Source organism: Bacillus sp. MYb209, assembly GCF_002975175.1.
Taxonomy (GTDB): Bacteria; Bacillota; Bacilli; order Bacillales; family Bacillaceae_G; genus Bacillus_A.
In genome coordinates, this window is record NZ_PCNZ01000022.1 from 47,010 (window position 1) to 72,636 (window position 25,627).

The 25,627-nt window shown below is 34.5% G+C and carries 32 protein-coding genes, 3 pseudogenes and 1 riboswitch; of the genes and pseudogenes, 7 read left to right on the forward strand and 28 right to left on the reverse strand.

Annotation, left to right across the window (positions count from 1 at the left end; genetic code table 11):
* Positions 1-20: 20 nt before the first annotated feature.
* Positions 21-1,142: an AI-2E family transporter gene (locus CQZ94_RS23475; RefSeq protein WP_142395920.1), complete on the reverse strand. Its 1,122-nt coding sequence runs from the start codon at positions 1,140-1,142 to the stop codon at positions 21-23.
* 65 nt (positions 1,143-1,207) lie between these two features.
* Positions 1,208-1,456 (reverse strand): GlsB/YeaQ/YmgE family stress response membrane protein, encoded by a 249-nt coding sequence (locus CQZ94_RS23480; RefSeq protein ID WP_002033357.1) that lies wholly within the window; start codon positions 1,454-1,456, stop codon positions 1,208-1,210.
* A 231-nt stretch (positions 1,457-1,687) separates the two neighbouring features.
* On the opposite strand from CQZ94_RS23480, the gene CQZ94_RS23485 reads away from it, so the two are divergent.
* Positions 1,688-2,149 (forward strand): GNAT family N-acetyltransferase, encoded by a 462-nt coding sequence (locus tag CQZ94_RS23485; RefSeq protein WP_105587315.1) that lies wholly within the window; start codon positions 1,688-1,690, stop codon positions 2,147-2,149.
* Between the two features lie 38 nt (positions 2,150-2,187).
* A riboswitch (cyclic di-AMP (ydaO/yuaA leader) is annotated at positions 2,188-2,332 on the forward strand.
* Positions 2,333-2,429: 97 nt separating this feature from the next.
* Entirely contained in the window at positions 2,430-2,573 is a 144-nt protein-coding gene (locus CQZ94_RS31310; protein WP_000945246.1) for a hypothetical protein, read from the forward strand.
* A gap of 54 nt (positions 2,574-2,627) precedes the next feature.
* Here the strand turns inward: CQZ94_RS31310 and CQZ94_RS23495 are convergent.
* From CQZ94_RS23495 to CQZ94_RS23515, 5 genes and pseudogenes are all read right to left on the reverse strand, one after another.
* Positions 2,628-3,382, reverse strand: a pseudogene (locus CQZ94_RS23495) (class I SAM-dependent methyltransferase).
* A gap of 116 nt (positions 3,383-3,498) precedes the next feature.
* Positions 3,499-4,047: a DUF2179 domain-containing protein gene (locus tag CQZ94_RS23500; RefSeq protein ID WP_105587316.1), complete on the reverse strand. Its 549-nt coding sequence runs from the start codon at positions 4,045-4,047 to the stop codon at positions 3,499-3,501.
* A gap of 234 nt (positions 4,048-4,281) precedes the next feature.
* Complete coding sequence (locus tag CQZ94_RS23505; protein ID WP_105587317.1) at positions 4,282-4,695, reverse strand: ATP synthase subunit I; 414 nt, start codon at positions 4,693-4,695, stop codon at positions 4,282-4,284.
* 53 nt (positions 4,696-4,748) lie between these two features.
* Positions 4,749-6,077 (reverse strand): hemolysin family protein, encoded by a 1,329-nt coding sequence (locus CQZ94_RS23510; RefSeq protein ID WP_105587318.1) that lies wholly within the window; start codon positions 6,075-6,077, stop codon positions 4,749-4,751.
* A 119-nt stretch (positions 6,078-6,196) separates the two neighbouring features.
* Positions 6,197-6,604 (reverse strand): MerR family transcriptional regulator, encoded by a 408-nt coding sequence (locus tag CQZ94_RS23515; RefSeq protein WP_105587319.1) that lies wholly within the window; start codon positions 6,602-6,604, stop codon positions 6,197-6,199.
* Positions 6,605-6,905: 301 nt separating this feature from the next.
* Here CQZ94_RS23515 and CQZ94_RS23520 point away from each other — a divergent pair, with 301 nt between their 5' ends.
* Entirely contained in the window at positions 6,906-7,793 is an 888-nt protein-coding gene (locus tag CQZ94_RS23520; RefSeq protein ID WP_105587320.1) for a DMT family transporter, read from the forward strand.
* Positions 7,794-7,814: 21 nt separating this feature from the next.
* Here CQZ94_RS23520 and CQZ94_RS23525 read toward each other — a convergent pair whose 3' ends face one another.
* Both CQZ94_RS23525 and CQZ94_RS23530 read right to left on the reverse strand, forming a co-directional pair.
* Positions 7,815-8,351, reverse strand: coding sequence for a hypothetical protein (locus tag CQZ94_RS23525; RefSeq protein ID WP_105587321.1), 537 nt, complete (start codon positions 8,349-8,351; stop codon positions 7,815-7,817).
* Positions 8,352-8,371: 20 nt separating this feature from the next.
* Positions 8,372-9,196, reverse strand: coding sequence for a pentapeptide repeat-containing protein (locus CQZ94_RS23530; protein WP_308728009.1), 825 nt, complete (start codon positions 9,194-9,196; stop codon positions 8,372-8,374).
* A 192-nt stretch (positions 9,197-9,388) separates the two neighbouring features.
* Here CQZ94_RS23530 and CQZ94_RS23535 point away from each other — a divergent pair, with 192 nt between their 5' ends.
* Positions 9,389-9,562, forward strand: coding sequence for a DUF1272 domain-containing protein (locus CQZ94_RS23535; protein WP_105587323.1), 174 nt, complete (start codon positions 9,389-9,391; stop codon positions 9,560-9,562).
* Positions 9,563-9,622: 60 nt separating this feature from the next.
* On the opposite strand, the pseudogene CQZ94_RS23540 reads toward CQZ94_RS23535, so the two are convergent.
* The 6 genes and pseudogenes from CQZ94_RS23540 to CQZ94_RS23575 form a co-directional block, all read right to left on the reverse strand.
* Positions 9,623-9,709, reverse strand: a pseudogene (locus tag CQZ94_RS23540) (fructose-6-phosphate aldolase); the annotation flags it as partial.
* Positions 9,709-10,185: a heme-degrading domain-containing protein gene (locus CQZ94_RS23545; protein WP_105587324.1), complete on the reverse strand. Its 477-nt coding sequence runs from the start codon at positions 10,183-10,185 to the stop codon at positions 9,709-9,711. The pseudogene CQZ94_RS23540 and the gene CQZ94_RS23545, both read right to left, overlap by 1 nt.
* A gap of 294 nt (positions 10,186-10,479) precedes the next feature.
* A pseudogene (locus CQZ94_RS32445) lies at positions 10,480-11,199 on the reverse strand (SGNH/GDSL hydrolase family protein).
* A gap of 15 nt (positions 11,200-11,214) precedes the next feature.
* A complete protein-coding gene (locus tag CQZ94_RS23560; RefSeq protein ID WP_105587326.1) occupies positions 11,215-12,039 on the reverse strand; it encodes an MBL fold metallo-hydrolase in 825 nt (274 codons plus the stop codon).
* Between the two features lie 81 nt (positions 12,040-12,120).
* Positions 12,121-12,957: an aminoglycoside phosphotransferase family protein gene (locus tag CQZ94_RS23565; RefSeq protein ID WP_105587327.1), complete on the reverse strand. Its 837-nt coding sequence runs from the start codon at positions 12,955-12,957 to the stop codon at positions 12,121-12,123.
* 187 nt (positions 12,958-13,144) lie between these two features.
* Positions 13,145-13,894, reverse strand: a complete 750-nt coding sequence (locus tag CQZ94_RS23575) for a Nif3-like dinuclear metal center hexameric protein (RefSeq protein ID WP_105587328.1) — start codon at positions 13,892-13,894, stop codon at positions 13,145-13,147.
* 84 nt (positions 13,895-13,978) lie between these two features.
* Between CQZ94_RS23575 and CQZ94_RS23580 the strand changes: the two genes are divergently transcribed.
* A complete protein-coding gene (locus CQZ94_RS23580; protein WP_105587329.1) occupies positions 13,979-14,188 on the forward strand; it encodes a hypothetical protein in 210 nt (69 codons plus the stop codon).
* Positions 14,189-14,219: 31 nt separating this feature from the next.
* Here CQZ94_RS23580 and CQZ94_RS23585 read toward each other — a convergent pair whose 3' ends face one another.
* From CQZ94_RS23585 to CQZ94_RS23605, 5 genes are all read right to left on the reverse strand, one after another.
* On the reverse strand, positions 14,220-15,119 hold the full coding sequence (locus CQZ94_RS23585) for a PhzF family phenazine biosynthesis isomerase (protein ID WP_105587330.1): 900 nt from the start codon (positions 15,117-15,119) through the stop codon (positions 14,220-14,222).
* A gap of 75 nt (positions 15,120-15,194) precedes the next feature.
* Positions 15,195-15,899: an SDR family NAD(P)-dependent oxidoreductase gene (locus tag CQZ94_RS23590; RefSeq protein WP_105587331.1), complete on the reverse strand. Its 705-nt coding sequence runs from the start codon at positions 15,897-15,899 to the stop codon at positions 15,195-15,197.
* Positions 15,896-16,459 carry a GNAT family N-acetyltransferase gene (locus tag CQZ94_RS23595; RefSeq protein WP_105587332.1) on the reverse strand — a complete coding sequence of 188 codons (564 nt, stop codon included), beginning with the start codon at positions 16,457-16,459 and terminating at the stop codon, positions 15,896-15,898. The genes CQZ94_RS23590 and CQZ94_RS23595 overlap by 4 nt, the downstream gene beginning before the upstream one ends.
* Positions 16,460-16,604: 145 nt before the next feature.
* Positions 16,605-18,107, reverse strand: a complete 1,503-nt coding sequence (locus CQZ94_RS23600; RefSeq protein WP_105587333.1) for a class I adenylate-forming enzyme family protein — start codon at positions 18,105-18,107, stop codon at positions 16,605-16,607.
* A 134-nt stretch (positions 18,108-18,241) separates the two neighbouring features.
* Positions 18,242-18,775: an NAD(P)H-dependent oxidoreductase gene (locus CQZ94_RS23605; RefSeq protein ID WP_105587334.1), complete on the reverse strand. Its 534-nt coding sequence runs from the start codon at positions 18,773-18,775 to the stop codon at positions 18,242-18,244.
* A gap of 124 nt (positions 18,776-18,899) precedes the next feature.
* On the opposite strand from CQZ94_RS23605, the gene CQZ94_RS23610 reads away from it, so the two are divergent.
* Entirely contained in the window at positions 18,900-19,223 is a 324-nt protein-coding gene (locus CQZ94_RS23610) for a winged helix-turn-helix transcriptional regulator (RefSeq protein ID WP_105587335.1), read from the forward strand.
* A gap of 354 nt (positions 19,224-19,577) precedes the next feature.
* Here CQZ94_RS23610 and CQZ94_RS23615 read toward each other — a convergent pair whose 3' ends face one another.
* From CQZ94_RS23615 to CQZ94_RS23655, 7 genes are all read right to left on the reverse strand, one after another.
* The gene (locus tag CQZ94_RS23615; RefSeq protein WP_105587336.1) at positions 19,578-19,853 is read right to left on the reverse strand and encodes an ArsR/SmtB family transcription factor; all 276 of its coding nucleotides are present in this window, start codon (positions 19,851-19,853) and stop codon (positions 19,578-19,580) included.
* 165 nt (positions 19,854-20,018) lie between these two features.
* Complete coding sequence (locus CQZ94_RS23620; RefSeq protein ID WP_105587343.1) at positions 20,019-21,227, reverse strand: anti-sigma-I factor RsgI family protein; 1,209 nt, start codon at positions 21,225-21,227, stop codon at positions 20,019-20,021.
* Positions 21,220-21,942 (reverse strand): RNA polymerase sigma factor SigI, encoded by a 723-nt coding sequence (gene sigI, locus CQZ94_RS23625; RefSeq protein ID WP_002099727.1) that lies wholly within the window; start codon positions 21,940-21,942, stop codon positions 21,220-21,222. The genes CQZ94_RS23620 and sigI overlap by 8 nt, the downstream gene beginning before the upstream one ends.
* Positions 21,943-22,166: 224 nt before the next feature.
* Positions 22,167-22,331, reverse strand: a complete 165-nt coding sequence (locus CQZ94_RS31890) for a hypothetical protein (RefSeq protein WP_242238190.1) — start codon at positions 22,329-22,331, stop codon at positions 22,167-22,169.
* Positions 22,332-22,655: 324 nt separating this feature from the next.
* Entirely contained in the window at positions 22,656-22,913 is a 258-nt protein-coding gene (locus CQZ94_RS23645) for a DUF3963 domain-containing protein (RefSeq protein ID WP_002146495.1), read from the reverse strand.
* Between the two features lie 165 nt (positions 22,914-23,078).
* Complete coding sequence (locus tag CQZ94_RS23650; protein WP_105587337.1) at positions 23,079-23,588, reverse strand: phage tail protein; 510 nt, start codon at positions 23,586-23,588, stop codon at positions 23,079-23,081.
* On the reverse strand, positions 23,575-24,054 hold the full coding sequence (locus CQZ94_RS23655; RefSeq protein ID WP_105587338.1) for a GyrI-like domain-containing protein: 480 nt from the start codon (positions 24,052-24,054) through the stop codon (positions 23,575-23,577). Before CQZ94_RS23655 ends, CQZ94_RS23650 begins: the two co-directional genes overlap by 14 nt.
* Positions 24,055-24,164: 110 nt before the next feature.
* On the opposite strand from CQZ94_RS23655, the gene CQZ94_RS23660 reads away from it, so the two are divergent.
* Entirely contained in the window at positions 24,165-25,127 is a 963-nt protein-coding gene (locus CQZ94_RS23660; RefSeq protein WP_105587339.1) for a helix-turn-helix transcriptional regulator, read from the forward strand.
* A 294-nt stretch (positions 25,128-25,421) separates the two neighbouring features.
* Here CQZ94_RS23660 and CQZ94_RS23665 read toward each other — a convergent pair.
* Positions 25,422-25,627 (reverse strand): hypothetical protein (locus CQZ94_RS23665; RefSeq protein ID WP_105587340.1); only part of this gene is annotated, 206 nt, incomplete at its 5' end.

Genomic DNA, 25,627 nt, shown 5'->3' on the forward strand with positions numbered 1-25,627 from the left:
CCATCTGTCTTAGCTCTTTTTTACGTATTTAATTTTATAAATCTATAACTGTGCGTAACTAACACTTTTAATATCGCATATCCTGGAATTGCTAAAATAACCCCCATAATTCCAAATAAATTTCCGGCAGTTAAAATAATAAAAATGATAGTAATTGGATGAATATCTAACTTTTTGCCCATTACTTGTGGTGAAATAAATTTTCCCTCTGCTAATTGTACAACCATCATGACAATAATTACTTTTAAAATCATTGCTGGCGAATCAATAAAAGCGATAATTAACGCTGGCGTTATAGCGATAATTGGCCCTACATACGGAACAACGTTTACAATCATCGCCAAAATAGCAAGTAATACAGCGTATTTAATGCCGATTATTAGATAACCAATGAATAGCATAATACCGATAAATAGACTAACAATAATTTGACCTCTAATATACGAACTAATCGCATAATGCATATCATCTAGTATTCTCTTCGCAGCTGGTCGTCTTTGCTCAGATATAAACTTTAAAAAATGATTCGGTAATTGCTCACCATCTTTTAAAAGATAGAACAAAATAAATGGAACCATTACAAATGTTAAAACAACTTCAGTAAGTGTACTTAAAAATCCAGTTACATTTCCTGTTACTGATGATAATGATTTTGTAAAGTTCATTGTAGAATCTTTTACGATATTAGCAACATCAATATTTAAACTTTCCTGCATTCTACCAATTACATTACTTTCTCCAAATTTACGTGCTGCCCTTTCGATTTCATGACCGAAATATGGCAAGTTATCTATCAAGGTATTAACTTGATCTTTAATAATTGGAATAACCGTCACCGCAAGAAAAACAAATAATCCAAGAACCAGTATATATATCGAGGCAATTGACACAATTCTCGAAACACCTTTTCTTTCTAAAAGAGAAACGAATGGATGCAATATATAAAATAGTACTCCCGCTAATAATACTGGGAAAAAGATTGTTTTTAAAAATACGACGAACGGTGTAAAGACGAATGATATTTTTGTAAGTAATAGTATATTTACAAACAGCAACGCGAATCCAAGTAGTACAGCTAAATAATTTTGTTCTTTAAAAAACTTTTTCAACTTATCTCTTTTTCTTATATTTACTTTCTCCAAGTGTACCACCTCTCTAATTAGGAAAAGCCCTAAAAAGGGCTTTATAAAATAATTAGTAATAGCTTTTATTTTCTTGCAGCTTTTACTACAAATGATACAATAAGAATTAACACAATTGCCCCTAATAATGCTGGTACGACATGAATCCCACCAAATGATGGCCCAAAAGATCCAAATAATCTACTACCTAACCAAGCTCCTAGTAAACCAGCAATTATATTTCCAAACATACCAGCCGGAAAGTTTTTACCCGTTATAGAACTAGCAATTATACCTATAATAGCACCCACTATTAATGTGATAATCCATCCCATCTTTAGTCCTCCATTTCTATTATAGTTTGTATTATCAAATACAAGAGTAACTAAACTCTTATATAAGATTACGTATTTATCAACGCTAACCATATTCTACTATAGAAATACACCTACGAATATTTTATGTATGGAGATACATATATTATATGCAAAAAAGAAAAACATTGTCAAACTTACCCATAAATCAATTATAGTAATATAGCACATTTAAAGGAGGCGTTATTATCTATGATTCTTAAATTACTTCCCACTTCTTATGAAGTAGCAACATCCATTTTAAAGGTTCAAATTCCAGCTTATAAAATTGAAGCAGACTTTTTAAACAGTACTGCAATACCTCGTTTATATGATACTGTAAACGATATTCAAAATTGTGATGAAACATTCTATGGATATTTCTCTGAAAATAAACTCGTCGGCTTTATTTCTTTTATACAAGAAGAAGAACTAATCGATATCCACAGATTAGTTGTATCGCCCGATTTTTTTCAAAAAGGAATCGCAACGAAACTGCTACTTTATATATTTAACATGTTCCCTTCTTCAATGACATACATTGTACAAACAGGTAAAGCAAATACTCCTGCTCTCGCATTGTATAAAAAACACAGCTTCATTGAAGTAACAGCTACAACACTACCTGATGGCCTGATTCTTACGCAGCTCAAAAAAACAGAAAACACTAAATAGTTTGACTTAATTGTTTATTTATGTTATTTTTTACTTTATAAAACCTTTTGCTGAGTCCAAATTTTGGAGCGGGGGAACCACTTATGTAGCTTTTTGCTACTTGGGGCGAATCTTTTTTAAGTAGGGACACTCTCACTTCCCGAGTCCGACAGCTAACCTCGTAAGCGTAATGGGAGAGGAAGGTGCTTTTTGCCTATGTTACACAGTATGCCTCCTTAGTTATAAATATGGGAACGATACCAATTAAAAACCTATATTTATAGAAAAGGAGACTGGTACAATGTTACGTTTATCAGATCACGCAATAAAAATGATGGAGCAAAGACTTCGACTAGAACAACACCGCACATATCAAGCAAATAAAGTTGTAGATAACTTACATCACAAATACTTCTTTCAGCATATTTTTCAGCCAAAAAGATAAGTACTGACCTTTAACAAAATACAGCGTACACTTTTTCGGTGTACGCTGTATTTTTCATTTTCTCGCTTTAATAATAAACGTCGTCGGCACCATTCTAGCTTTATATAAAGAATAGTACTTCGTAGACGACTCTGCTACTTCTCCATCAAATACACAAGATGGTTCAGGCTCTTCTATTCTCTCAATTGTAAATCCAGCTCTATTTAACTCATTTATGTACGTACTCATTTTTCTCTTATATAATGTCGCTTGTACTGCTTCTCCTTTAAATGTTTCAAACGTAATAGGAATCTCCTCATGATATGAAGAGCGTAAAACAATTTCTTCTGTTCCATACTGCAAATTTGAATATACCGGATGCTCCCAGCTAAAAATAAAACTTCCTCCTGGTTTCACATACGAATATATAAGTTCCAATGTTTTTCTTAAATTAGAAGTCCATCCTAATGCATAGATGGAATATACAATATCAAAATGTTCTTCTGGAATATTTAACTCCTCTTCCATCGCACCACATATTAACTTTGGATTCCAATCTTTTAGCGTTTCATTTGCTGTTTCAATTTGCGTACTCGAAAGATCAAGGCCCATAATTCCTCTGCCCCATTTTCCACCATATATTGCAACGAATGTCCACTACCACATCCGATATCTAGAACCGTTTTATTCTCAATTAAATCAAATAAATGAATTTCATCTTCTGATGCCGTATAAGGTCCATATTTAGGTAAACAATCTACTTGAAAAAAATGAGGTGCTACTATGTCCCAACACCTTTTATTCACTTTCAGCATTTTTGTTTGTTCCATACTTTGCATTCCCCCTTCTTTCTCTTCCACCAGTACTTTTTATACGTGAGGGCCTCATTTCCCTTTTAGATTAATGCCAACAAAAAAAGAGCAGCTTTTTCAGCTACTCCCTTTTCTTACGATACATGATGATCTTTCTTCTTCATTAACGCTCTCTTCTTCATCGCTTTCGTTAAATATCCACCTTTAAATGAGCGGATTTCATAAGAAGACATAAACGCTTTCGGTGCAATTTCATTAACAATTTCTAAAAGTTCTTTTTCTCTCGAACGCTTTGCAACGATATCTAAGCGATAACGTATAGAGTTAATCCCTTCACCTTCAAATACTGTAACGCCAAATCCAGAGTGGCGTAATTCATCTACTAATTCATTGCAACGGTCTAGTAAACTGACTTGATAGGTAATATATCCAATTGCTAATTTATTCTCTATATAACCGCCTAATAATAGTCCCGCACTAAAGCCAATGACATAGGCAACAATATTCATCCAATTTGACAAATCTTGAAATACAATACCTAAACTTACAATGTAGATTGCTCCTTCTAACAATCCTACACCAGCAGCTGATCTTGTTTGATTCTTTACAAGCAAAATCGTACGGATTGTTAAAACTGGAACATAAATAATTTGAAGCACAAAAATAAGGAGCGCTTGTAACATTTATATCCACCTCTTTCAAAAAGTCTTTTGTCATAATAACATACAAAAGCTTTAGAAATCGATGGGTTTTTAAATTTTTTTTAATAATTTTTCGTACTATTGAAAAATCGAAAAAAGAAGCGTATTATATTTGGTCGTTAATTCGATTGTCATCATTGAATCGCTCATATTATATGAACTATTACGCAATTTATTCTCAAACACCAAAAAAGGAACCTCATTAGGCCCCTTTTATCATAGCTCTATGTTTTTAGAAGCCTTGTCTCTTTGCTTCTCTTCTTCTTTCACTAACTGCATATTTGCATAGGCTAAATTCGCAATCATTAAAAAGTGTCCACCTAATATCCCAGTACCAAATGCCCACATTTCCATTTCATGCTCAATTTCAAACATAATGATAGCCCCTAATATTGCGGCTGCAAATCGGTTTAGAACTCCTAATCCAGGAGCCTTTTCTTTCAGCACAATACTTCTTCCTAGTTTCTCAACTCTGCGAGCTAATAACCAAAGACAATATGTGCTTACTGCTAAACCGATACCAAAGCCCGTCACTTGCTTTCCAAACGGAGTAACCGCCCACATTAGTAGTAAACCACTAAAGATCGTATACAATTGTAATCGATATACACGTAAGGCTACTTGAATCAAAATATCCGCTCCTAATTTCACATTTTATTATGTGTCAGAAGAAAAGCAGCAACTTACACAGTTGCTGCTTTCTCTTGTTCTTGTTCTTGTTCCATTTTTTGAATTTCAACACGTTTAATTTGATAAGCATCTTTTTCTAACACTTTAAATTCATAGCCTTCTGCTTCAACGTATTGTCCTTCTTCGATTTCATGATTTTGCATCATAATCCATCCACCGATTGTATCCACATCGTCTTCTTCAATGTGTAATCCAAACAAATCTTTTACTTCTGTGATAAGCACTTTCCCATCAACAATTTTATGATACTCGTTCACATGTTGAATTGGCGGTGCTTCATCTTCATCATATTCATCACGAATTTCGCCGACGATTTCCTCCAATATATCTTCAAGCGTTACAATTCCAGCTGTTCCTCCGTACTCATCATATAAAACAGCCATCGGAATTCGCTTCTTCTGCATTTGCAGTAATAAATCATGAATTGGAGTTGTTTCCATAACTTCAATAATCGGACGCATATACGTGCGAATCGATGATAAATCTTCTTGATCGTTGTTCATATATCGAATAAAGAAATCTTTTACATTGACCATACCGATAATATCATCTTTATCTTCTCCAAAAATCGGATAACGTGTGTATCGTTCATTTTGGATTACTTTCATGTGTTCTTCTACTGAATCTTCAAGATAGAAACCAACGATTTCTGTACGCGGTACCATTATCTCTTTCGCAATACGATTATCAAATTCAAAGATATTATTTACATACTTGTATTCAGCTTGATTAATTTCTCCACTTTCGTAGCTCTCTGAAAGAATAAGACGTAACTCTTCTTCTGTATGAGCTACTTCATGTTCAGAAGCTGGCTTCAAACCGAATAAACCAGTTACAACACGAGCAGAACCATTCAATACCCAAATAAACGGATACATAACTTTATAGAATATCATTAACGGACCTGCTAATAACAATGTCACTTTTTCAGCTTTTTGAATTGCCATCGTTTTCGGAGCTAATTCCCCGACTACAACGTGCAAGTACGTCATCGTCATAAATGCAAGACCAAACGTTACTACTTGTGAAATAGACGGATTTAAATTCCATTTCTCAAATAATGGGTGTAATAATTTTTCTATCGTCGGTTCACCTAACCAACCAAGTCCCATCGCTGTAACTGTAATACCTAATTGACAAGCAGATAAATATTCATCTAAATTTGTTGTTACCTTTTTCGCTGCTAATGCACCGCGTTTCCCTTCCGCAACAAGCTGATCAATGCGACTTGAACGTATCTTAACAATCGCAAACTCTGCTGCTACGAAAAATCCAGTAAATGCGATTAAAATCGCAACCATGACTAAATTAAATATTTCCAATGAATCCCCTTAGTTAAAAAACTAAGGTGTCCACCTCCTGTATACTATAATGTTTTCTTATTTGTTCGTTAGAAAACATAGCCCGATACAAAAATTAAAGAGGTCGGATTTCACTTATTCTATAATAATAGAGCAAGTGTCTGTATTAAAGCTGTCGTTTGACCTGATAAAGATTTCGATATTTTTTCACGTTGTGAATCAGTCAATTCATCTAAAAGAGGCTTTAACTCCGTTAGCTCTGCTTCTAATCTATGAATATGGTCTGTCACTTCATTCACTTGTTTCGAAACGTGTTCATTGATACCGAGCAGCTTTTTCTTCTCCTCGATTCTCTCTTTAATCTCACAAAGCGGCATATGCATTTCTTTGCACTTCTCAATAAATCGTAATGTCTCAAATGCTGTTTCGTCGTAATAGCGATAATTAGATTGAGATCGCTCCGCTTTTAAGATTCCTAGATTCGTATAATAATCAATCGTTCGTTTCGACACGTGAGCCATGAGAGCCAACTGTCCGATTCGATACACCTTCCCAACGATCTTCCCCCCTTGTTTATATTACTATTATCATACAATACATAAACTGTACAGTCAAACGTGACAGTTTGTTACACACAATTTCATAACACTCTTCAATAATCAGAAAATTAAGTTATAATATCATTATAAAAGAAGAAAGGAGACTACGCTCATGTACTACAACACTTCATTCGAAAACGATCAACCTGTAGGCCGTCTATAATCTAAGACGGGCATTCATATAACAAGTGCGCCATGCCTCGTCTTAGGGAATATATCATAACCCTAAAAATAGACGGAGGTAATTCAAATGAAACAAACAATTTTAGGAGCTATATGTTTATCACTAGCAGCAAGTATTTGGGGAGGTATGTATGTTGTTAGCAAATATGTACTCGACTTTATCCCACCACTTACACTCGTTTGGCTACGCTTTATTATCGCTTTTGTTGTTTTATATGTGATTTTGAAAACAACTGAAAAAAAGCAAAAGAAAAAAGTAACCATACACAAAAAAGATTGGCTATTATTCGCTTGGATTGGATTCATCGGGTATTTCATTTCGATCACATGTCAATTTATCGGAACAAAATTATCCGATGCGCATACAGGCTCCTTAGTAACATCAGCTACACCTGCATTTATGGTCATATTTGCAGCGCTCATTTTAAAAGAAAAACTAACTGCTCGTAGATTGTTATCAACTATCATCGCAACAATCGGTGTCATTATTGTTATCGGATGGGATATTGAAATTGGCTCCTATTTTATCGGTACAATCATTTTAGTTGGGGCTGCTATTACGTGGGCTTTACTGTCCATTTATGTAAAAATTGCTTCAACTCGATTTTCATCTTTAGTTATTACAACGTACGCTATATTCTTTTCACTCTTTTTTATTACACCTTTTATGATATGGGAATTTCAATCAAACCCTATTGAACATTTGAACATGTATGTAGTATTAGGCGTACTTTATTTAGGAATCGTCTCAACGGCAGGTGCATTTTTCCTTTGGAATAAAGGGTTAGAATTAATGGATGCTAGCATCGGCTCATTATTTTTCTTCTTCCAACCTATCGTTGGATCATTGCTTGGTTGGTTCTTATTAAATGAGACGTTAAGCAGTAACTTTTTCATTGGTGGTATTCTTATTATATGCAGCGTAATTATTACTACCTTTGAAAAGAAAAAATAGTATTAAAAAACAGGCAGAGACTTAGTCTCTGCCTGTTCGCATAATTGGATCTTGATCATGGAATCCAATACAAATTGGTATATTACTTTGCAAACCACTACATGCATTGATAAAACTACAGACCGTTCTAGCAATTAAATATACAGTTATGCCAATTGCCTTTTCATTTGTATCAAAGTTATTTTCAGCATATAAATCTGCTAATTCTACTGACCTCGGTCCCTCAATATCATATGTCCATTCACAAGCCCAATCATCATCCTCTTCTTCAAGTGGAATGTAATCCTCACAAACATAGAACTGACTATTCCATTCATTATCCAGATCATACTCAAAATAGATCGCTTTCGCCTCTTCACTTGCAGCAAGTTCTAATGCTTCTCTTAAACTTATTCTCATACTTTCTTTGTATGAATCTAAATAAATTGCTTTAATTCGTTCTGCATCCTCAATTGAAGCTAGCATACTACAAATTCCATAATACTTCGATTCTATTTCAGATACTTGTAATGAAAATATATCCTCTTGCATTTCTTCTAAATACTGAAATATTTCCAAACTAACTCACTCCATACTTTTTACGCAGTCCAATGCGCAGGACGGGACAACAATTTCGGCAATTTCGTATGTTTGTCCCCTTTCGCCGCGTTAATTTGAACTTGCGTAAGAAAAATACTATTTGTAAAATCTGTCCCTCTAATATCTGCATCACGCAAATCTGCTCCAATGAGATCTGCCCCTCGTAAGTCTGTACCACTTAAGTTAGCTGCAATTAAATATGCTCCTCTTAAATTTGCCCCTTGCAAATCTTTCTTTTTCAAATTCGCTCCCATAAGGTCTGCTCCGCGGTGACTGATTCGCTTCTTACGTGCAGCATTCATTTCCTTCCATACTAATTCGCTCGTTTCTAAAAGGAGAATGTTCACTTCTGCTCTGTGCATTGGAATATTTATTTTCATTAACTCATCTGGACTTAAATTCGAAAGACGCTCTGTCTCTTCAATTGCTTCCTTCAGATCTTTATGAATTGTCTGCGTCGCCTTTAATAGAATAGCCTCATTCAAATACCACAGCATTTCATGAAGCTGATGCATAACCGGAAAAGCATCATACATTTTTCTTGCATGCTCAGCATCTTTCCGCCAATCGATCCCTTTAAACGTAACTTGAGAAATCTTTTGTCCAGCACCGAAACATTCAAATACTGTACAACCTTTATAACCTTTTCCTCTAAGGTTTTTATGTATACTACATTTATAATCTGATTGTAAGTTAGAACACGGTTTACCACCATCTTTATTTACCGCAAAATCTACTGAAGCCGCGAACGGTAATGCTACACAACATAGACCAAAGCATTTTTCGCAGTTTGCTTTTAAATGATCGTTATGATTAGTCAAAATCTATACCCCCTGTTGTCTTTTGACTATTTCATAATATTCCAACTGCACTAAATAATCAATTTTAAAATAAACCGGCACCTTTCATTTCAAATCATAACTTTATGATTCGATTTCCTTTCAATTGAAAAAGACTATTTCTATCTAATGAATTATAATTAAATTATAAATATTCAAACTAAAAGAGGAATTACTATGGCACTAGAAATGAAAACAAACTGTCAAATTTGCGACCATTCCCTTCAGCCCGATTCTGAAGCATACATATGCGTGTACGAATGTACATTTTGTGCACCATGTACAGAGGAAAGACAAAATGTTTGCCCAAATTGCGGCGGAGAGTTAGTACGTAGACCGAGAAAGAAATAGAAAAAAGCAAAGCTATAGCGCTTTGCTTTTTTCTATTCCCTCTTTTTTTGGTATATGAATTTACATCGATGCTTTTGCCCAATCCACAGCAAACTTTTCAATACCTTGATCCGTTAATGGATTCATAGCAAGTTGTTCAATTACTTTTATTGATTCAAATGATTTTTAACTGCTCTTATAACTAATTCATGATCTACTTCTGGTGGTAATCCTGAGACTGTTATCATTCCAATAACCCCTACGTTTTTTATTCGGATGGGAAAGGATCCACCAAACGCAGCATATTCCGAGCCATCTAAACGGTATTTTTCATGATATGGGATTCCATTTATTTCACTTTCTATCTGCATATAATACGAGCTATGATTATGCAGAGAAACGACCCGTTTTTTACGCTCAATCCATTTCGTATTTTCCTCAGTTGTCCCTGTCATCTTGAAATGAAATAATTGCACACCATTTTTGGTTATATCAACAGCAATCAATTTCCCCTCTCTCTTTGCTGTTTCAACGATAAATAAACCTAATTGCAAGGCATCTTCATTTGTAAAAGAGGAAAATTGAAGTGTTTCCTCCTCCATTAAAATTTGTTTACTTATTTCACTCATATTTGAAGTACTCATATCTTTAGCCTCCCTAATTGTTTTATACCACATTGGCATTTTTTGAAATTACCAACCTCTATAGTACCGCCTTCTGAATCTAAATAAACTGCTGTAGCTTCGTTAGTAACTAGTACCATAAAGCTTGTTTTTTTCTTACTGGTACTATTATGAATTATATTTAACACATTAAAATTGTATGTACTTTAAAGTGCTATAGGTACTAAACATTTGGTACAGGAATTGTCTACTTCTGTAATTCAGCTAATTCATTATAAGAAATACAAAAAAAGCAAAGCGTCCACGCTTTGCTTCTTACAGAACCCCTTTTAACTTTTCACAAATTAACTTCGCCAAATACTCATAACCTTGTGGTCCAAAGTGCAATCCATCTTTTTCATCATCTTCTACAAATTTTTTATAATGCTGTTCTTGAATCATTTCAGCATACAAATTTAAAAAATGACTTCCTGTTTCTTTCGCCACTTCCTCAACCACGTCTGCATATTGGCCGAGTACTTCATTCGTTCTATTATGTTGCCTTACTTCATCAACTGGTGCCGGACTAATAAGTAGTACTTTTTCTGGTGAAATCGTACTTACAATTTTCTCTAAGTTTTCTTTATATACTTGTAATGGCACTTGAGCAAAAGAGACTGCATCATTCGTACCAATAAAGTGAAACTTTAATCAGTGGGGGTTTTGTTCATCCCCCACTGATTATTAGCCTTCACCAATCGGGCATTTACGGGCAGTTGACCTCCCACCTAACTTCTTTGCTCCAGCCAAATTTTGAGGTGGGAGCCTTACTGCCCGTTAATGCGGGAGAAAAACCGTTACGAAATTTGGTTCATATGATAATACATCCTCTTCAATCCTTTGTAGTGCATCGAACGTATTATCACCCGGAACACCCGTATTAAGCACCTTCAAGTTGGGAAGCATCTCTTGCAAACGTGGTGTTAATCTCGGTGTTCCATCAAAAAATATTTCATCAGCTGTAATACTATCACCAAAGCATACTAATGTTTTCATTAATCTAGCACTCCTTTACGTATGAAACAACTTTCCTTCTATCGCTTTCATATATCTTTCCGCAGAACGTTCAACTGCCTCATTTGCATTTTCTTTTACTACTCGGTGAAAAGCATTATATAGGCGATTAAATTGTAACGGCTTCACTCGATTCGCCATTTCTTCCACTTTCCTTGCTGGTAATGGAATTAAGTTTGGATAGCTATACATGAAGCTTACCCACTGCTGATCCGCTACAACTTGAATGATATCACCTGTTAATAATATACCTTTCCCATCATTTCCTTCTTCCCAATATAATACAGAACCGCCACTAAAATGTCCTCCGAGACGATGAATGGTAATTCCATCTGCTAATTGTAAAGACTCACCAGACCAGTAAATAATACGACTACTCGGGCGCATAACCCACTCTTTATCGTCTTCGTGTATATAAATTGGTACATCGAATGTTTCTGCCCATTCTACTTGTGTTGAATAATAATGCGGATGAGATAATGCAATTGCATCTAATCCGCCCCACTCTTTTATCTTCTCAATTGTCGTTTCATCTAAATAAGTAATACAATCCCATAGTAAACGATATGACTCTGTTTTTACTACAAATGCCGTCTGACCGATCGCAAATTCTGGTTTTGTCGTAATACTATAAAGCCCATTTTCTTCTTCTATAATTTCATTTTTATATGTATCACTCGTCTGCAAGTTTTCTAAACTCGTCCAAGACTGCCCTTTCGGATTAATATATTGTCTCTCCTCATCACAAATAAGACAACTTACCGGTTCTTCCACACTCGCTGCATACTGAACGCCACACGTTGTACAAACGAAATTATTCATAGTTATTCCCCTATCCCTTTAATTTTTTATTAAGCTGATATTTGTTGATAGTTTTCTGCTTTTTTATTTTCAATTGATAAGCTAAATCTCATTCATCCAATAACGCCAAGCTTCTAAGTAATCTTCTAAATCTTTCGGGTGATGTCTTAAACACGTATCGATACGCAAATATAAACCTATTACTATTTCTTCATATAAATCTCGGTCCCTTTTACGAAATGCACATTGTTTCATCACATACTGAATGGTTTCTTTCGTTAAATCTTCCGGAGTTGAACAGAACGCGTAAATTAAATCGTATATAGGATCTCCTAAGACTGGAAATGGATCTATCACACCATATAATTTATTTTCTCGGAATATAAAGTTATGGAATCCAAGATCGCCATGTAATAAAAACGGACTATCTATTCCAGTACCTCTTTTTGGACTATTTACAAGTGTAAGAACAAGCTGATGTTCTTCCTCACTTATGTACTGCCTCAAATTTCCACGAACTTCCATTACATTTGCTAATAAAAATTCTGTCCAAGATTGAACCGGACTATCTTTCCATCCCCATCCATCTATATCTGAAACTACTTCATACTTATTAATAGCTTCTTTTACAAGTGTACTAAGCGTAATTCGTTTATATCCACGTTCGCACGAAGTACTCCCTTCGAGGAATGAATACACAATATATCTATTTAAAGGTTCCTTATACAAAATCTTTGAAAATAAAGTATTCCCTTCATAAAAAGAAAGAAAATCAGCTTCTTCACGTATCACTTCCGATTCGTTCAGCTTTACAACGTATTTTCCATCCAATAAATATACTGTACTTGTCGTTCCTCCGTTTAACACTTTCATGCTTTTCGGATAATGTGAAATAACCTTCTCATTAACTAGTTGTTCAGCGATTATTGAAATGCCCATTTCCCCCACCCTTAATTCCGAAAATTCCCTTAATTCAAAAGACAACTTTACTATTATTTGACAAATCCAAGAGAATCCCTTCCAACATCTTAATATAACAGAAATTAATTTTTAATTTATTAAGACTGCCTCTTTCAATATTTCATCACATAATTCATTCCATTTATGATAATGTGATGCAATTTCTTCACTCCAAATGTTCTTCATATAATCTAGTAATTTCTATTGCAGGGTCTCTTTCTTTCAATTTAAGAGCCAAACTTTCTACACCAAACACTTCTGTAAATGTGTGGCTTCCTACAATCAAATTGATGCCTTTAAATTTCGCATGTTGCACTGTATATAATGTTTTTTCTCCTGTTATGTACGTATCGCAACCTTTTTCTAGCGCACGCTCAATAAGGTTTGTATTGTTTCCTGCACCTGTTAAAATCGCAATCCGTTTCACTGGCCTATCGTGATTTTCCCATCGCTTCACTTTCTCTTCCGTTCTCTCTTCAAGTTTTTTAACTAAATTTGAAAAGGGCATCGCTTCTTTATATTCTCCTATTCCCGGTAGCTCTTCTTCCTCATACGTGGAATATTCCAGTATTGTATCTATCCCAATTTCATTGAATAAAGACGTGCACGTGCCAAATTTCACAAAATCTAACGGCAAATGAATCCAAAAATGATTCATTTCATATTCTTTTAATTTCTCGATACAAGCTTCTTCCATACCGAATAAAAAACTCCACGGCGCATGATGTGTAACTATCATATCCACTCCGTTTTTATAAGCTTCCTCAATCGTCTCTAGCGTCAAATTTGTCGTGTAACCTATTTTGTGAAATTCCTCTTTACTAATGTGAGTGAAACCATACTCGTCATCACCGTATTTATGAAGATGCTCTCCAAAAAGTGATGTAATATGATCTTTAAACTGCGTTATATTCATTTTCATTTCTCCTTTCATTGACTTTTATATTTCAAAAATAAGGAAATACTATTTAACGACGTTACATACATATAGGAGGACAATATGAAACCTGAATTTTTAAAAGCTATACATGAAGCGATTGGAAATGTTGAACATATTCATATAGAAGAAAGTGGTGCAGATAGTTTACTCATTCATCATGATGATGCACAGCAATTAAAACAAGTTGCTGAAACGTTAGAGAGTAATAATTTCCGCTCTACTATTAGAACAGCTGGGGATGCTTCGTATATTGAAGTGTTGAACAGATAAGGAAGCCGGCTATATGACCGGCTTTCCTCTTTTAAATTGAGATTTCAAATTCATCTACATACACTGCAGTTCCAGAAATATCTATTTGTAATTTCTCGTTTTCTACATCTTTCTTTACATAAACCGTTACACGACCATCTTTATTGATTTTCTGTCCTTGCTCAACGATTAACTCCAGTTCATGGTCAAAATCTTTCTCCAAATACGTCGCATAATACGCTCCCATTACACCTGAAGCAGTTCCTGTCACTGGATCTTCTATTATTCCAGAATAAGGTGATGAGAAATGACGACCGTGCATTTTTGCTTCTGCATCATATGCCTCTAAGCAAAGTGGATGAATAGCAACCTTTGGCATTTCTTTTAATACAGATGGAAATTCACTATTATTAGGTTTCATCCTTTCACATGCTTCAAGTTTTTTAATAGGTACAATTAAAGTCCAAATACCAGTACTTCCATATACAATCGGTAATTTTTCATCTAAATCATTTACTTCAAGACCAATACTGTAAGCTAATGCCTCTTTGGAACCTGTAAAATTTTGAAACCGCGGTGTTGCTTGTCTCATTTTAATAAAAGTTTCCCCACTTTTATTCGCACCTATATGTATCGGCAAAATCCCTGCCTTCGTTTCAATTGTTAAATTGTGCTTCCCTTCTAATAACCCTCTTTCATGAAGTGCATGTATAGTCTCTACTGTCGCATGACCACATAAATCATTTTCATGACCAGGCGTAAAATAGCGAATTCTTACATCTGCTACTTCTGAAGAAAGAACAAAAGCTGTTTCGTTAAATCCAACCTTTTCAGCAATGAGTTGCATTTCCTCTTCCGCTAATCCATCTCCTTCTAATACAATACCTGCTGGATTTCCCATATTCGGTTTATTACTAAATGCATCATAATGGACTACGTTTACTTTTTTCATTCTCATATCCCCTAATCCTCTTTTAAAATTTTTTTGAAGGTCCAAATATATTTTGAATGGTTGTAAGATCGTACATTACCACTTCAACTCCCCTACACCCGGTTCAATAAACTTACCCGAAACATCCTCATTTGAATCCATTACCCAATCATATATATGTTGAGCTCCTTCAGCAGGAGTCATATTCGCATCAAAAGCACCAATTTCAGTCTTTAATTTCCCAGGGTGAATTGCGGTTACACTAATTCCTTTATCCTCAAACTCTTGTTGTAAACAGAGTGTTAACATATTTTGTGCAGCCTTGGCGATCCGATATGAATACGAAAACTCTCCTTGCGGAAATTCTTTTTCGGCCATTTTGTGTAATGAACCTAATCGAGAGGATATATTGATAATTCTCGGATGTTTCGACCTAGTTAAAGCCGTATATGTACCTTTTATAGCTCGAATTACACCTAAGCAATGAATATTAAATAGTTCCGTTAACTCTTCTGAATTGGTACGTAAAACCTCAGTTTCCTTTCCAGGTATCCCAGCGTTATTTATAACTAAATCGAGATGCTCCGTATATTTCTCAAGCTGCTCCTTAATACGTTCAGTACTATCATCAGCTGATAAATTTGCTAATATAGGAAAACATCTAGAAGTACACATCTGTTTTAATTGTTCTATCGCTTCCTCACTTCTAACTAGCGGATAAACAAGATGTCCATTCTCATGAAATACTTTTACTAACTGTAACCCTAATCCCCGATTTCCACCTGTAATAAAAACCCTCATATATCCATCTCCTTATTTTTATAATAAATAAGAAAATCTGCCCACTTACCATTCCCCATAGAAAATGCCTCTCTCATACATTCAAATGAAAAACCAGCTCTTTCTGCCAAACGAACAGATGGCTCATTATCAACATCTATATGTAATTCAATTCTATGAAATTGAAGACTATTAAAAAACAACGGTAACGCCGATTTTACACTTTCGATCCCGTATCCATTTTTCCAAAATTGATTATGGATAGAGTACCCCATCATTGCCCATTGATAATCCATACGTAAAATTTTAATAAGCTCTAGCTTTCCAATATTTGCGCCATCTTCTTTCCGAAAAATACCTAATACGTACATTTCATCTCGATGTGCAGCTTCATCAAAACCTCTTATCCATTCCATGAACCATTCTATTGTTGAAGACGACATATCATGATAGCCATCATCGTATTTATGTTGAGATGGTAACCTCTTATTGAATCCATCTATCCAACTTACATAATCCTCTTTTTGAAATGGACGGATAATGAGTCTTTCTGTCTCTACTTGTAATAGCGGCAGTTTCATTTACATCTCTTCCTTTGATTATTTGATTGAATATTCTTTATTATCTTACACAAAATACAAAATCTAGTAAATTATTATGTTTTTTATAAAGAAAAATCCAGTTATGCTTACTACATAACTGGATTCCTTATCGTTTAACAACTTTTTATTTTAAAATAACAACTTCTCTTAATTCCCTCTTCAACACTTTCCCTAAAGCGTTTTTCGGTAATTCATTCATAAATACAACTTCAGGTATTTTATAATTTGCTAGTTTTCTTTTACAATGTTGAATAATTTCTTCTTCTGTTAAAGATGTTTGAATATCTTTTACAATGTAAGCTGTTGGAATATCTCCCCAAAAGTCATTTGGAACTCCAACTACTGCAACTTCTAAAACACCATTTATTTCATGAATTACATCTTCTACTTGATCCGGATATACGTTGTCACCACCGTGCACGATAACGTCTTTATATCTTCCCATAATATGTAGGAATCCATCATCATCTATCATGCCGGCATCACCCATGTTAAACCAATTATCTTTCACTACCTTCTTTGTCGCTTTTTCGTTATTCCAATATCCTTTAAACATGTAAGGACTTCTTACGTGGATTTCTCCAACTTCATTCGTTGCTAGTTCATCACCTGTTTCTGGATGAACAATTTTTAACTCTACATGTTTAAGAGTTTTCCCTACAGAAGACATTTTTTCTTTTCCCATATTTGGATGCCATGAAGTTACTACCCAACCTTCTGTACTACCATAGCCTTGCACCATATATATTCCTTTTTTCATATATTTTTGAATGAGCGTTTCTGGTACTTTTGTACCACCGCTTTGTGCTACTTTAAAGGTCGAAATGTTACGCTCTTTTTTATTTAATTCATCAAGCATATAACTATAAACTGCTGGAAACGCAAGCATCGTAGTAATTTTCTCTTCTTCAATCTTATCCCAAATGTGAGTAGGATTCGAATCAGCTAAGAAAATCATCGTAATGCCATGATAAATACAATTTAAAATAGAAAGCACGCCACTCATATGAAACAATGGATGCACTGATAAAAAGCGTTCACCTGCTGGAATTTCTCTTTGCCCCGCAATCTCAGTAAAATAATGATGTAAATTTTTATGACCAATTACGCAGGCTTTTGCACTTTCAGTCGTTCCTGAAGTAAATAAGAAAATAGCATCATCGTCTTCATGAACTGCCACGTTCGGTTCTGTTATTGGTTGTTCTTTTAGTTTTAATTCAAAAGAACCGAAACCTTCTGTTGTTGTTTCAATTACATTAGGAATTTCTTTAACTACATCAATCTTTAATACAACTTCACTAAATTCATCATCAATAACTAATACTTTTAATCTCGCTTCTTTTACAATCGATTCTAATTCATAAGCAGTAAGCTGATGATTAAGCGGAATAAATACCGCGCCAATTTTTAAACTTGCCATCATAACACTTGGAAACGGATGATTATTTTTGCATAAGATTCCTATGCGATCTCCTCTTTGCACACCGTTATGTAACAAATAATGTGCAAACTGATTTACTCGTTCATTATATTGCTGAAACGAATACCTTTTCTCTCCCCCTACAAGCGCCTCCAAATTCGGTGATTGCATTGCTCTTTTTTGTAATAATTGTCGCATCGTTCTCAAGTAAAACTCCCCTTTATATATGTTAGGTTTTTTATTTTACCAGATTAATTATTAATTTACTAAAGATTACACTTAGTGAATATAAAACGAATAAAAAATAGCCATCTACTTAACAAGTAAATGGCTATTTTTCCTTATATATTAGAATACTTCTTATTCATAACATATTTCACATACTCAGGTGCACTTTTGTCAATCTCTTCATCACTGATTTCATATTCTGCTCCGTATAAATAAAATGATGGTATAAATTCCATTCCTGTATATAAGCACGTAGCGTGAAATGGTTTCGTCAACTCATCCATCGTAATTCCGCTATTTTTATAGTCTTTTTCTAATCCACCTATAGAAATAGCTATACCAAATTCTTTCCCCTTCACTTTATCCCCTTTTGATCCATAGGCAAATCCATATGTTAATACATCATCGAACCATTTTTTTAATAATGGTGGTGAGCTATACCAGTAGAGCGGAAATTGAAATATATAGCGGTCGTGCTCTACTAACAGCTTTTGTTCTCCTTCAATATTAAACTCCCAATTTGGTGCCACTTTATATAATTCATGCACCGTTATTTCGTCCGAATATTTCTCAAGTTCTTCTACCCATCTTTTATTAATTCGAGACTTTTCAATATCAGGATGTGCTACAATTACAAGTGTTTTCATATATTTTCTTCCCCCTTATAAATAATTCAAACCCTTTAGTATTAGTATGAATGAGTCACATATAATTGAAAAGTACGTACTTTCAGGTACTATAGGAACCTTAAAGTACCTGTGGAGGTGTTATATGAATCAAAATGATGGTTGCCCAATCGCAACAACACTCGAAGTAATCGGCGGAAAATGGAAAGTTCATATATTATGTATTTTGATGGATGGAAAAATGCGAACGAATGAAATAAAACGAGAAATCCCAAACATTACGCAAAAAGTTCTTACACAACAACTTCGGCAACTTGAAGCTGATGGAATTATCCATCGTACTGTATATCAAGAAGTACCACCAAAGGTTGAGTACACAATAAGCGAACATGGAAAATCCTTAATGCAAATTATGGATGAACTATTTGAATGGGGAAAAGATCATCAGATCAAAAGGTTAAATGACTAAAAGAACCCTACCAACTTTGTTAAATACTCTACGTTCATATTTAGCAATCTCAAGATTTCTTATGAGCTTACATACTAGTGGGAACGTCACATCACTATCAAGCTAACAAAAAAAAACTAATAAGAAAATTTTCATTTTTATGGTACATTAAAACTTTAGCTTGATAGCGATGCGGCAGGACCCAAACAAAGAAATGGATTAGACAAATTAAAAACAACACTGCATACGACTAATGTTAATAAGAAAATTACATATATTTATAAATGTAATTCTTATGTAAAAATCTTAAAAAATTATAGCCACAGAATTGCTTTCGTATCCTCTTCTTAATTTTGAAGCCTGGACAGTCAGCATTTAAAACAAACTTAATAATATCGCTTTTGTACGATCGTCCGTTACTTCATAATAAATTTCTAATCCTTTCCGAGTACCTGTAATGATTTTAACAGCTCGTAGTTTAGATAAATGTTGACTAATTGTACTTTGAGGCATTTGTAATGTTTCATACATTGTTGTTACGTTAGTAGGGCCTTTTGTAAGCATTATTTCTACTAAGGATAAACGGACAGGATGCGCCAATACCTTTAATACTTCAGTAATCTCTTCATATATTTCTTTTTTTGCTTTCATATTTCTTTCTCCCCTTTTATATAAATATTAATGATATCCATATATATAATTCGAAAGTATATATGATTTTATGTCCGTCATTTTAAAAATTTTAATATTAAAAATCCCTTCACTTTGAAACTAGAGGGATTTATTAACATAAAACGAATTCCCATCTTCAATATTCTATAGATTCTTCTTTCCATTCCCTTGATGTTGTGTGGCAGAAATGTTTTTATCCTCATTTTTAGGCCCGTTATTTTCGTTTATATTTCCTTGCTGACCCTCATTATTTTCTTGTTTATATCCCCTACCGTTGTTTCCTTGCTGGTGTCCATTATTTCCTTGCTGAGTTCCTCTACCGTTATTCTCTTGCTGATGTCCACTATTTTCTTTTTGAGGCCCTCTACCGTTGTTCTCTTGCTGATGTCCATTATTTCCTTGCTGAGACTCTCTACCATTGTTCTCTTGCTGGTGTCCATTATTTCCTTGCTGAGACCCTCTACCGTTATTTCCTTGCTGAGTTCCTCTACCGTTGTTTTCTTGCTGATGTCCATTATTTTCTTTTATTTGCTTCGGTTGCTGTTCCTTGGATTGCTTTTGTTCTATACGCTCCTGCTTCTCGTATCTTTCTTCTTTTACAGGAGACGAATCCGATGATACATCAGGAGATGACTTTGGTTGCGAATGTATCTCCTCATCGCGCTCCTCTTGATTAGACGGCGGCGCAGAAGGAGTAAGCGTTTTCTGCTTCTCATTCTCTTGCTTTATATAAACACCTGTGCCAATTCCTGCTTTCTTGGCATTCTCTCGCATTTGCATCGTACTGCTTTGATATACGACTGTAACATGTTTTATCTCATACTCTTTCTTTAATTCTTGCATAGCCTTTTCCAACTGTGGTTCTAGCGACTTGTCCTTTGTAACAGCTGTTAGCATAACTTGCTTATCATTCGTTAAGTACTTATCCTCTTGACTCTGCTTTATAATAGTACGTATTACGTCTTGCAGGTGTTTATTTTCCCATCGTTTCATTTCTTTTAAAATACGCCTTCCATCATCATTACAAGCTCGCAAATCTATAACACGAAAATCCTTTGTTACGCTCACCTCTAAACTTGGATTTATATCCACTGAGACATAAGCAAATGCTTTTTCTTCCGGTTGGTTGTAGAAAAACAGCAACACACATAGAAAACAAGCAACAAGTAATGATGCAGGCTTTAAGAAAGAAGGGATTGAAAAACGCGGCGCTCTTTGTTCTTGTTCGTTAAACGAGATTTCCTCTCCAATCATGTGAGAGTGTACTTTTCTTTTAAACGTAATAAACTCTCCATTTGGAGTTAAAACAACTACGCTATGTTTTTTTATATCCATCACAATTCCTTTATTCATCATGCTTCTCCCCTCTTATATAATCAAGAATATATGTATAGTTGTTTGCAAAAATAATACACATTGCAATAATGTATTTTCTATGTCGCTCCAACGTTTTACGACTTACCCTAACACGTGGTTCAATATGTTTCAGCGGTAACTTTTTCTTTCGGAACAGCTCTTCCATCATTTTCTCGTCTTTTATAATAATCTTTACAATTTCTATTAAGTGCTCACGCGTATCACGATGCTTAGGAGATTCCTTAGCAAGCTCTGAAAATGTGATTTTAAACTCAGCTAGTACACTTTGAAAATGAAGAATTTCCTCCTTACGGTTACTATTTTCCATCTCTTTCATATACTCCGTAAGCGATACTTGCATTTCTAACATTTCCTCTTGCTTATCTTCTTTTAAAAAGACAAGATTATGCTTAGACTCCTTGCGTATATAGTCAATTACATCTCTTTTTATAAGAAGATCAGCAAACGCTAGAAAAGATTTTCCTTTTTTATATGAATACTGTTCAATTGCTTCGTTAAACGCAAACAATCCAATACTATATTCATCATCCTGTTCTGTAATATATCGGCGGCAGACAGACGAGATTGATTTTCTAATAAACGGCTGATACTGTACGATAAAAGCTTCCTTATCTCCACCGTTGTTTTGTATGTTAAATACGATATCTTCTATTTTCGTTTTTTTTAAGATCTTCATTACTAAACTCAACACTAGTACTCTCCCTGCCTCCTTCTGCTTCAAATAGCAAAATGGTCACTAAACAAGTGACCATTAACCACATTTTCTTAGTACTTTTCTTTTGGCTTGTCTTCTTGCTGTTGTTCATATTTTTCACGACCGACTTTTTAGATGACTATTTTTTTCTACTTGCGCTAGAGTGAAGTCTGTATTTTGTACTGCTTTATTGTTTTCTTTTGCAATACCACTTGTTCTTCTTACTCTTTTTCTATTTTAGCTGCAATCTTTGAATAACTCTTCTCTATATTTTTGGTAATTATAGCTTTTGCTTCCGGATTCCCCACTTGATCTAGCAATTTTATTAATGCTTCAATGTTGTTTTCGATGTGTACTTTTACTTTCATTGTTTCTTTTTCTTCCATTTGCTTTCTTCTACTTATATATATTCGAAGGAATAAATAATTTTATGGGGGTCAAAAAAATATTTTTTGTAAAATAGATATTTATTTCAAAAATAAAAACCATCAATTTGAAAAAAGATTGTTCAAATTGATGGTTTTCTTGTAATATTTTTATTAATCTTTTATAACTAAGTTGAATCATGTCAGCCTTTAATTGTTGTTATCCTTTTTTCTGTTGCTTCTACTACAAGCATGATACAAGATTTTATCGGCCACCAATCCACTAAAAACGTACAGTAGACCGGCTTTACTTTTGACATAATTCCCGTTCTCGGAAGTAAGGATTTAAAAGTAACCTATCCATAGTGATATTAAAGTTACTACTAACAGGGCAAGAAGAAATATGATATTTCGAATCCACTTTTGTATATCATCAAAATACCGTTCTATAAATGCAACGTTGATATAAAACATGAGAAATACAACAAAGAAGGTAAAGTTACCAAATTTATCGTTCAATTTTTCATTGGTAAATGTGCTTACATGAAGGAATAGTAAAGCAAAAGTTACTAAGAATAACTCAAATAGCCTTTTTTTGCTCACCCCACCACCCCCTTACAGTAATTTCCTTTTGTTTCATTTTATCAGAACGTAGCGTGTAGCAGACTATGACTATTATACTTATGTAAAAAAAGGCTAACAATTCAAGATTGTTAGCCCCCACCTTCCGTAATCATGCCTTTTAAAATACAACAAATGACTGATTCTTCAACTTGCACTATATTCTCCTTTAATTACAAAAAACGAACCTCGAATTGTTCCAGCAAGTTTAGACTTCTGCCTAGCAAACTTAAACTTCTCTTCTAACTCCTTTGGTACCTCCATTCCCTCAGAAAGCTTAAATCCAACAGCGCGCTTCTTTGGATTATCCAATGTATACATGACGTTGACTGCAAGACCATCCTCATAGAAGACATAGGCAAATTTAATATTTCCCACTTGAAAACACGATGTTTCTAAAGGTTTGGCCGCAAACTCAATATCACGTTCTTCTTTCAAAATGCGGTTCACATAATCAAGAGTCTCCTCGCTTTCACTAGCTGGTACAACCGTAAATTCATGCTTGTATTTGTTCATAAAGTAACGTGCTTCATGGGCACGTAAACCAGCAATCGCTTCTGCTACAGGTGAAGACTCTAAGCCAGATGTAGTTACATTTTTAAAATCTACGATATTGGACAATTCCATCTCTCCTTTTAACTCTTTACTTCCTAACAACTGGAATCCACATTTCACCAAATACTAGGCCGTTTCGCTGCCCCATCTCAACTGTTGTATTTGGCCCACCAACATAGGCAAAATCTTTTGCTTCTGCTAATGCTTGACCAAATGCAATACCAGTAAGCTTATTACTTAGCTCCTCAGATGTCTTGTCCTCCCCTTTAACTACTAGGTATTCTCCCCTCGGAAACTGGATAACTCTAGATTCTTCTTGTATCGTTGCCTCTGTCATGACACCAGCGTAATACATCATCTTGTTATTCACCGCTTCACTCACAGCAAAAATGTAATCATTTGTAGCTAAAGCTTTTAAAGTGTCCAACCTTCCATCTTGTTCGACGGCCAGCCAAAAGTCTGCCTTTTCCTTGTTTATGCCCGCAAAGTCTGTGTACTGGCTCTTAAGTTCAGTTCCAATACCTAACACGATAAAGCTATCTTTTTCTTCTATTGTATAATTTTTCATATTCAAAACCTTCCTCACTTTTAAATGAATCAAACGATTTATCTTTTCACTTGATGAGTTTATAATATCCTTAAATCATGTCAAAAAATGATACTGTTTAGGAGAGCAAAATGAAAAAAGTTGAACGAATTAATACTATCATGCGGTATATCAATAACCGCTCCCACTTTACAATTTCTGAAATCATACGAGAATTTAACATCTCACGATCGACAGCTATTAGAGACATTAAAGAAATTGAAGCCATGGGGATGCCACTTGTGGCTGAAGTTGGAAGGGATGGGGGATATTTTGTTATGCATAACTCTATCCTGCCCGTTGTTCGCTTTACTGATAATGAGGTAAAAGCTCTTTTTATTGCCTTTATGGCCACAAGAAATCAACAACTTCCCTATCTAAAGAGTCGTCAATCTTTAGCTGAAAAACTACTAGGGCTCATCTCAGAAAACCAGCAAGATGATCTTGTTCTTTTAAATCAGCTCTTGCTTTTTGAAGGGACTAATCCCAATAATCCCGACCTACTTGAGCTTTCTGACCTCCCTCATCCTATGTTAGAAAAACTCATACAAATCCTTCTTTTGGATAGCCATTTATTGATTACCATAAAAGAAGAGAAGGAAATCAAGTCTTATCCAATTTATCTATTGCACCTTTATAAAGAAAAAAGCCATTGGATAATTGAAGGCTTTGACTTAAAGGAAGAAAAGAAGAAGATGTTTCCTGTCGACCATCTCATTAATGTCGAACCCTATACGACGAAAAAGAGATTAAGCAAGAAAAAGATTTTAGAAAAACTAAGTAAGAGGGACGAAGCAATTAACCTTGTAATTGAACTTGGTCCAAAAGCGATTGCCCAGTTCAAAAAATATCATCCTTTAAAAGTTTCAATTTCCTATACAAATCCTTACCAATCCACAGCCATTCTAAAGACTTTTATCAATGTTAACAATCTCGATGAATTGACAGAAATAATAAATTGGCTGCTTTTCCTAGGTGGGGATATCAAGGTCAGAGAAATGCCCGAAGAAGCCTTAGAAATTTTACAAGAGAGATTATGCTTATACTGCCCATAAGCAGTGACCAGTTAAACCAAAAATAATATTGAGTTTGACTAGATGCCCGTTGCCCCTATTTTCAAATACCTAGTGAAAATATTTTATTTGCTACCGCTGCTTTAAACACTCTTCTAGGAATAACGCCAACACAAAAAAGACATGAACTAATCTTTGTTCATGTCTTTTTATATTAGAGTTTTACCCTCATTAAATTACTTGTTTAAAATTCGAATGTGGATTTATCTTATCCATAATCTCTTTCATTCTTTTTTCATATCCCACTATTTTTGCACTAGAACAAACAATAGTGAATTAGAATAATGAATTAATACTTGCTAGGACAGTAAGTATACCTATAATAATGACAAATACATTGCTCATTTTCCCTCTGTATTTAGCCAGTACTGGTACTTTACGAATCGCATACATTGGTAATAGACATAAGATAGCAGCTACTAATGGACCGCTAAGGGCATCAATGATTCCAAGAATACTTGGATTTGCATAAGCAACATACC

What these genes read in the sequence shown, in the direction of transcription:
- CQZ94_RS23610 (WP_105587335.1), top strand. Translation starts at nt 18,900, where the DNA reads ATGAATCAAAATGATGGTTGCCCAATCGCAACAACACTCGAAGTAATC.
- CQZ94_RS23620 (WP_105587343.1), bottom strand. Translation starts at nt 21,227, where the DNA reads ATGAATAAAGGAATTGTGATGGATATAAAAAAACATAGCGTAGTTGTT.
- CQZ94_RS23615 (WP_105587336.1), bottom strand. Translation starts at nt 19,853, where the DNA reads ATGAAAGCAAAAAAAGAAATATATGAAGAGATTACTGAAGTATTAAAG.
- CQZ94_RS23500 (WP_105587316.1), bottom strand. Translation starts at nt 4,047, where the DNA reads ATGTTACAAGCGCTCCTTATTTTTGTGCTTCAAATTATTTATGTTCCA.
- CQZ94_RS23655 (WP_105587338.1), bottom strand. Translation starts at nt 24,054, where the DNA reads ATGAAAAATTATACAATAGAAGAAAAAGATAGCTTTATCGTGTTAGGT.
- CQZ94_RS23565 (WP_105587327.1), bottom strand. Translation starts at nt 12,957, where the DNA reads ATGGGCATTTCAATAATCGCTGAACAACTAGTTAATGAGAAGGTTATT.
- CQZ94_RS23580 (WP_105587329.1), top strand. Translation starts at nt 13,979, where the DNA reads ATGAAACCTGAATTTTTAAAAGCTATACATGAAGCGATTGGAAATGTT.
- CQZ94_RS23520 (WP_105587320.1), top strand. Translation starts at nt 6,906, where the DNA reads ATGAAACAAACAATTTTAGGAGCTATATGTTTATCACTAGCAGCAAGT.
- CQZ94_RS31310 (WP_000945246.1), top strand. Translation starts at nt 2,430, where the DNA reads ATGTTACGTTTATCAGATCACGCAATAAAAATGATGGAGCAAAGACTT.
- CQZ94_RS23590 (WP_105587331.1), bottom strand. Translation starts at nt 15,899, where the DNA reads ATGAGGGTTTTTATTACAGGTGGAAATCGGGGATTAGGGTTACAGTTA.
- CQZ94_RS23605 (WP_105587334.1), bottom strand. Translation starts at nt 18,775, where the DNA reads ATGAAAACACTTGTAATTGTAGCACATCCTGATATTGAAAAGTCTCGA.
- CQZ94_RS23585 (WP_105587330.1), bottom strand. Translation starts at nt 15,119, where the DNA reads ATGAAAAAAGTAAACGTAGTCCATTATGATGCATTTAGTAATAAACCG.
- CQZ94_RS23595 (WP_105587332.1), bottom strand. Translation starts at nt 16,459, where the DNA reads ATGAAACTGCCGCTATTACAAGTAGAGACAGAAAGACTCATTATCCGT.
- CQZ94_RS23485 (WP_105587315.1), top strand. Translation starts at nt 1,688, where the DNA reads ATGATTCTTAAATTACTTCCCACTTCTTATGAAGTAGCAACATCCATT.
- CQZ94_RS31890 (WP_242238190.1), bottom strand. Translation starts at nt 22,331, where the DNA reads ATGGAAGAAAAAGAAACAATGAAAGTAAAAGTACACATCGAAAACAAC.
- CQZ94_RS23560 (WP_105587326.1), bottom strand. Translation starts at nt 12,039, where the DNA reads ATGAATAATTTCGTTTGTACAACGTGTGGCGTTCAGTATGCAGCGAGT.
- CQZ94_RS23480 (WP_002033357.1), bottom strand. Translation starts at nt 1,456, where the DNA reads ATGGGATGGATTATCACATTAATAGTGGGTGCTATTATAGGTATAATT.
- CQZ94_RS23535 (WP_105587323.1), top strand. Translation starts at nt 9,389, where the DNA reads ATGGCACTAGAAATGAAAACAAACTGTCAAATTTGCGACCATTCCCTT.
- CQZ94_RS23660 (WP_105587339.1), top strand. Translation starts at nt 24,165, where the DNA reads ATGAAAAAAGTTGAACGAATTAATACTATCATGCGGTATATCAATAAC.
- CQZ94_RS23545 (WP_105587324.1), bottom strand. Translation starts at nt 10,185, where the DNA reads ATGAGTACTTCAAATATGAGTGAAATAAGTAAACAAATTTTAATGGAG.
- CQZ94_RS23575 (WP_105587328.1), bottom strand. Translation starts at nt 13,894, where the DNA reads ATGAATATAACGCAGTTTAAAGATCATATTACATCACTTTTTGGAGAG.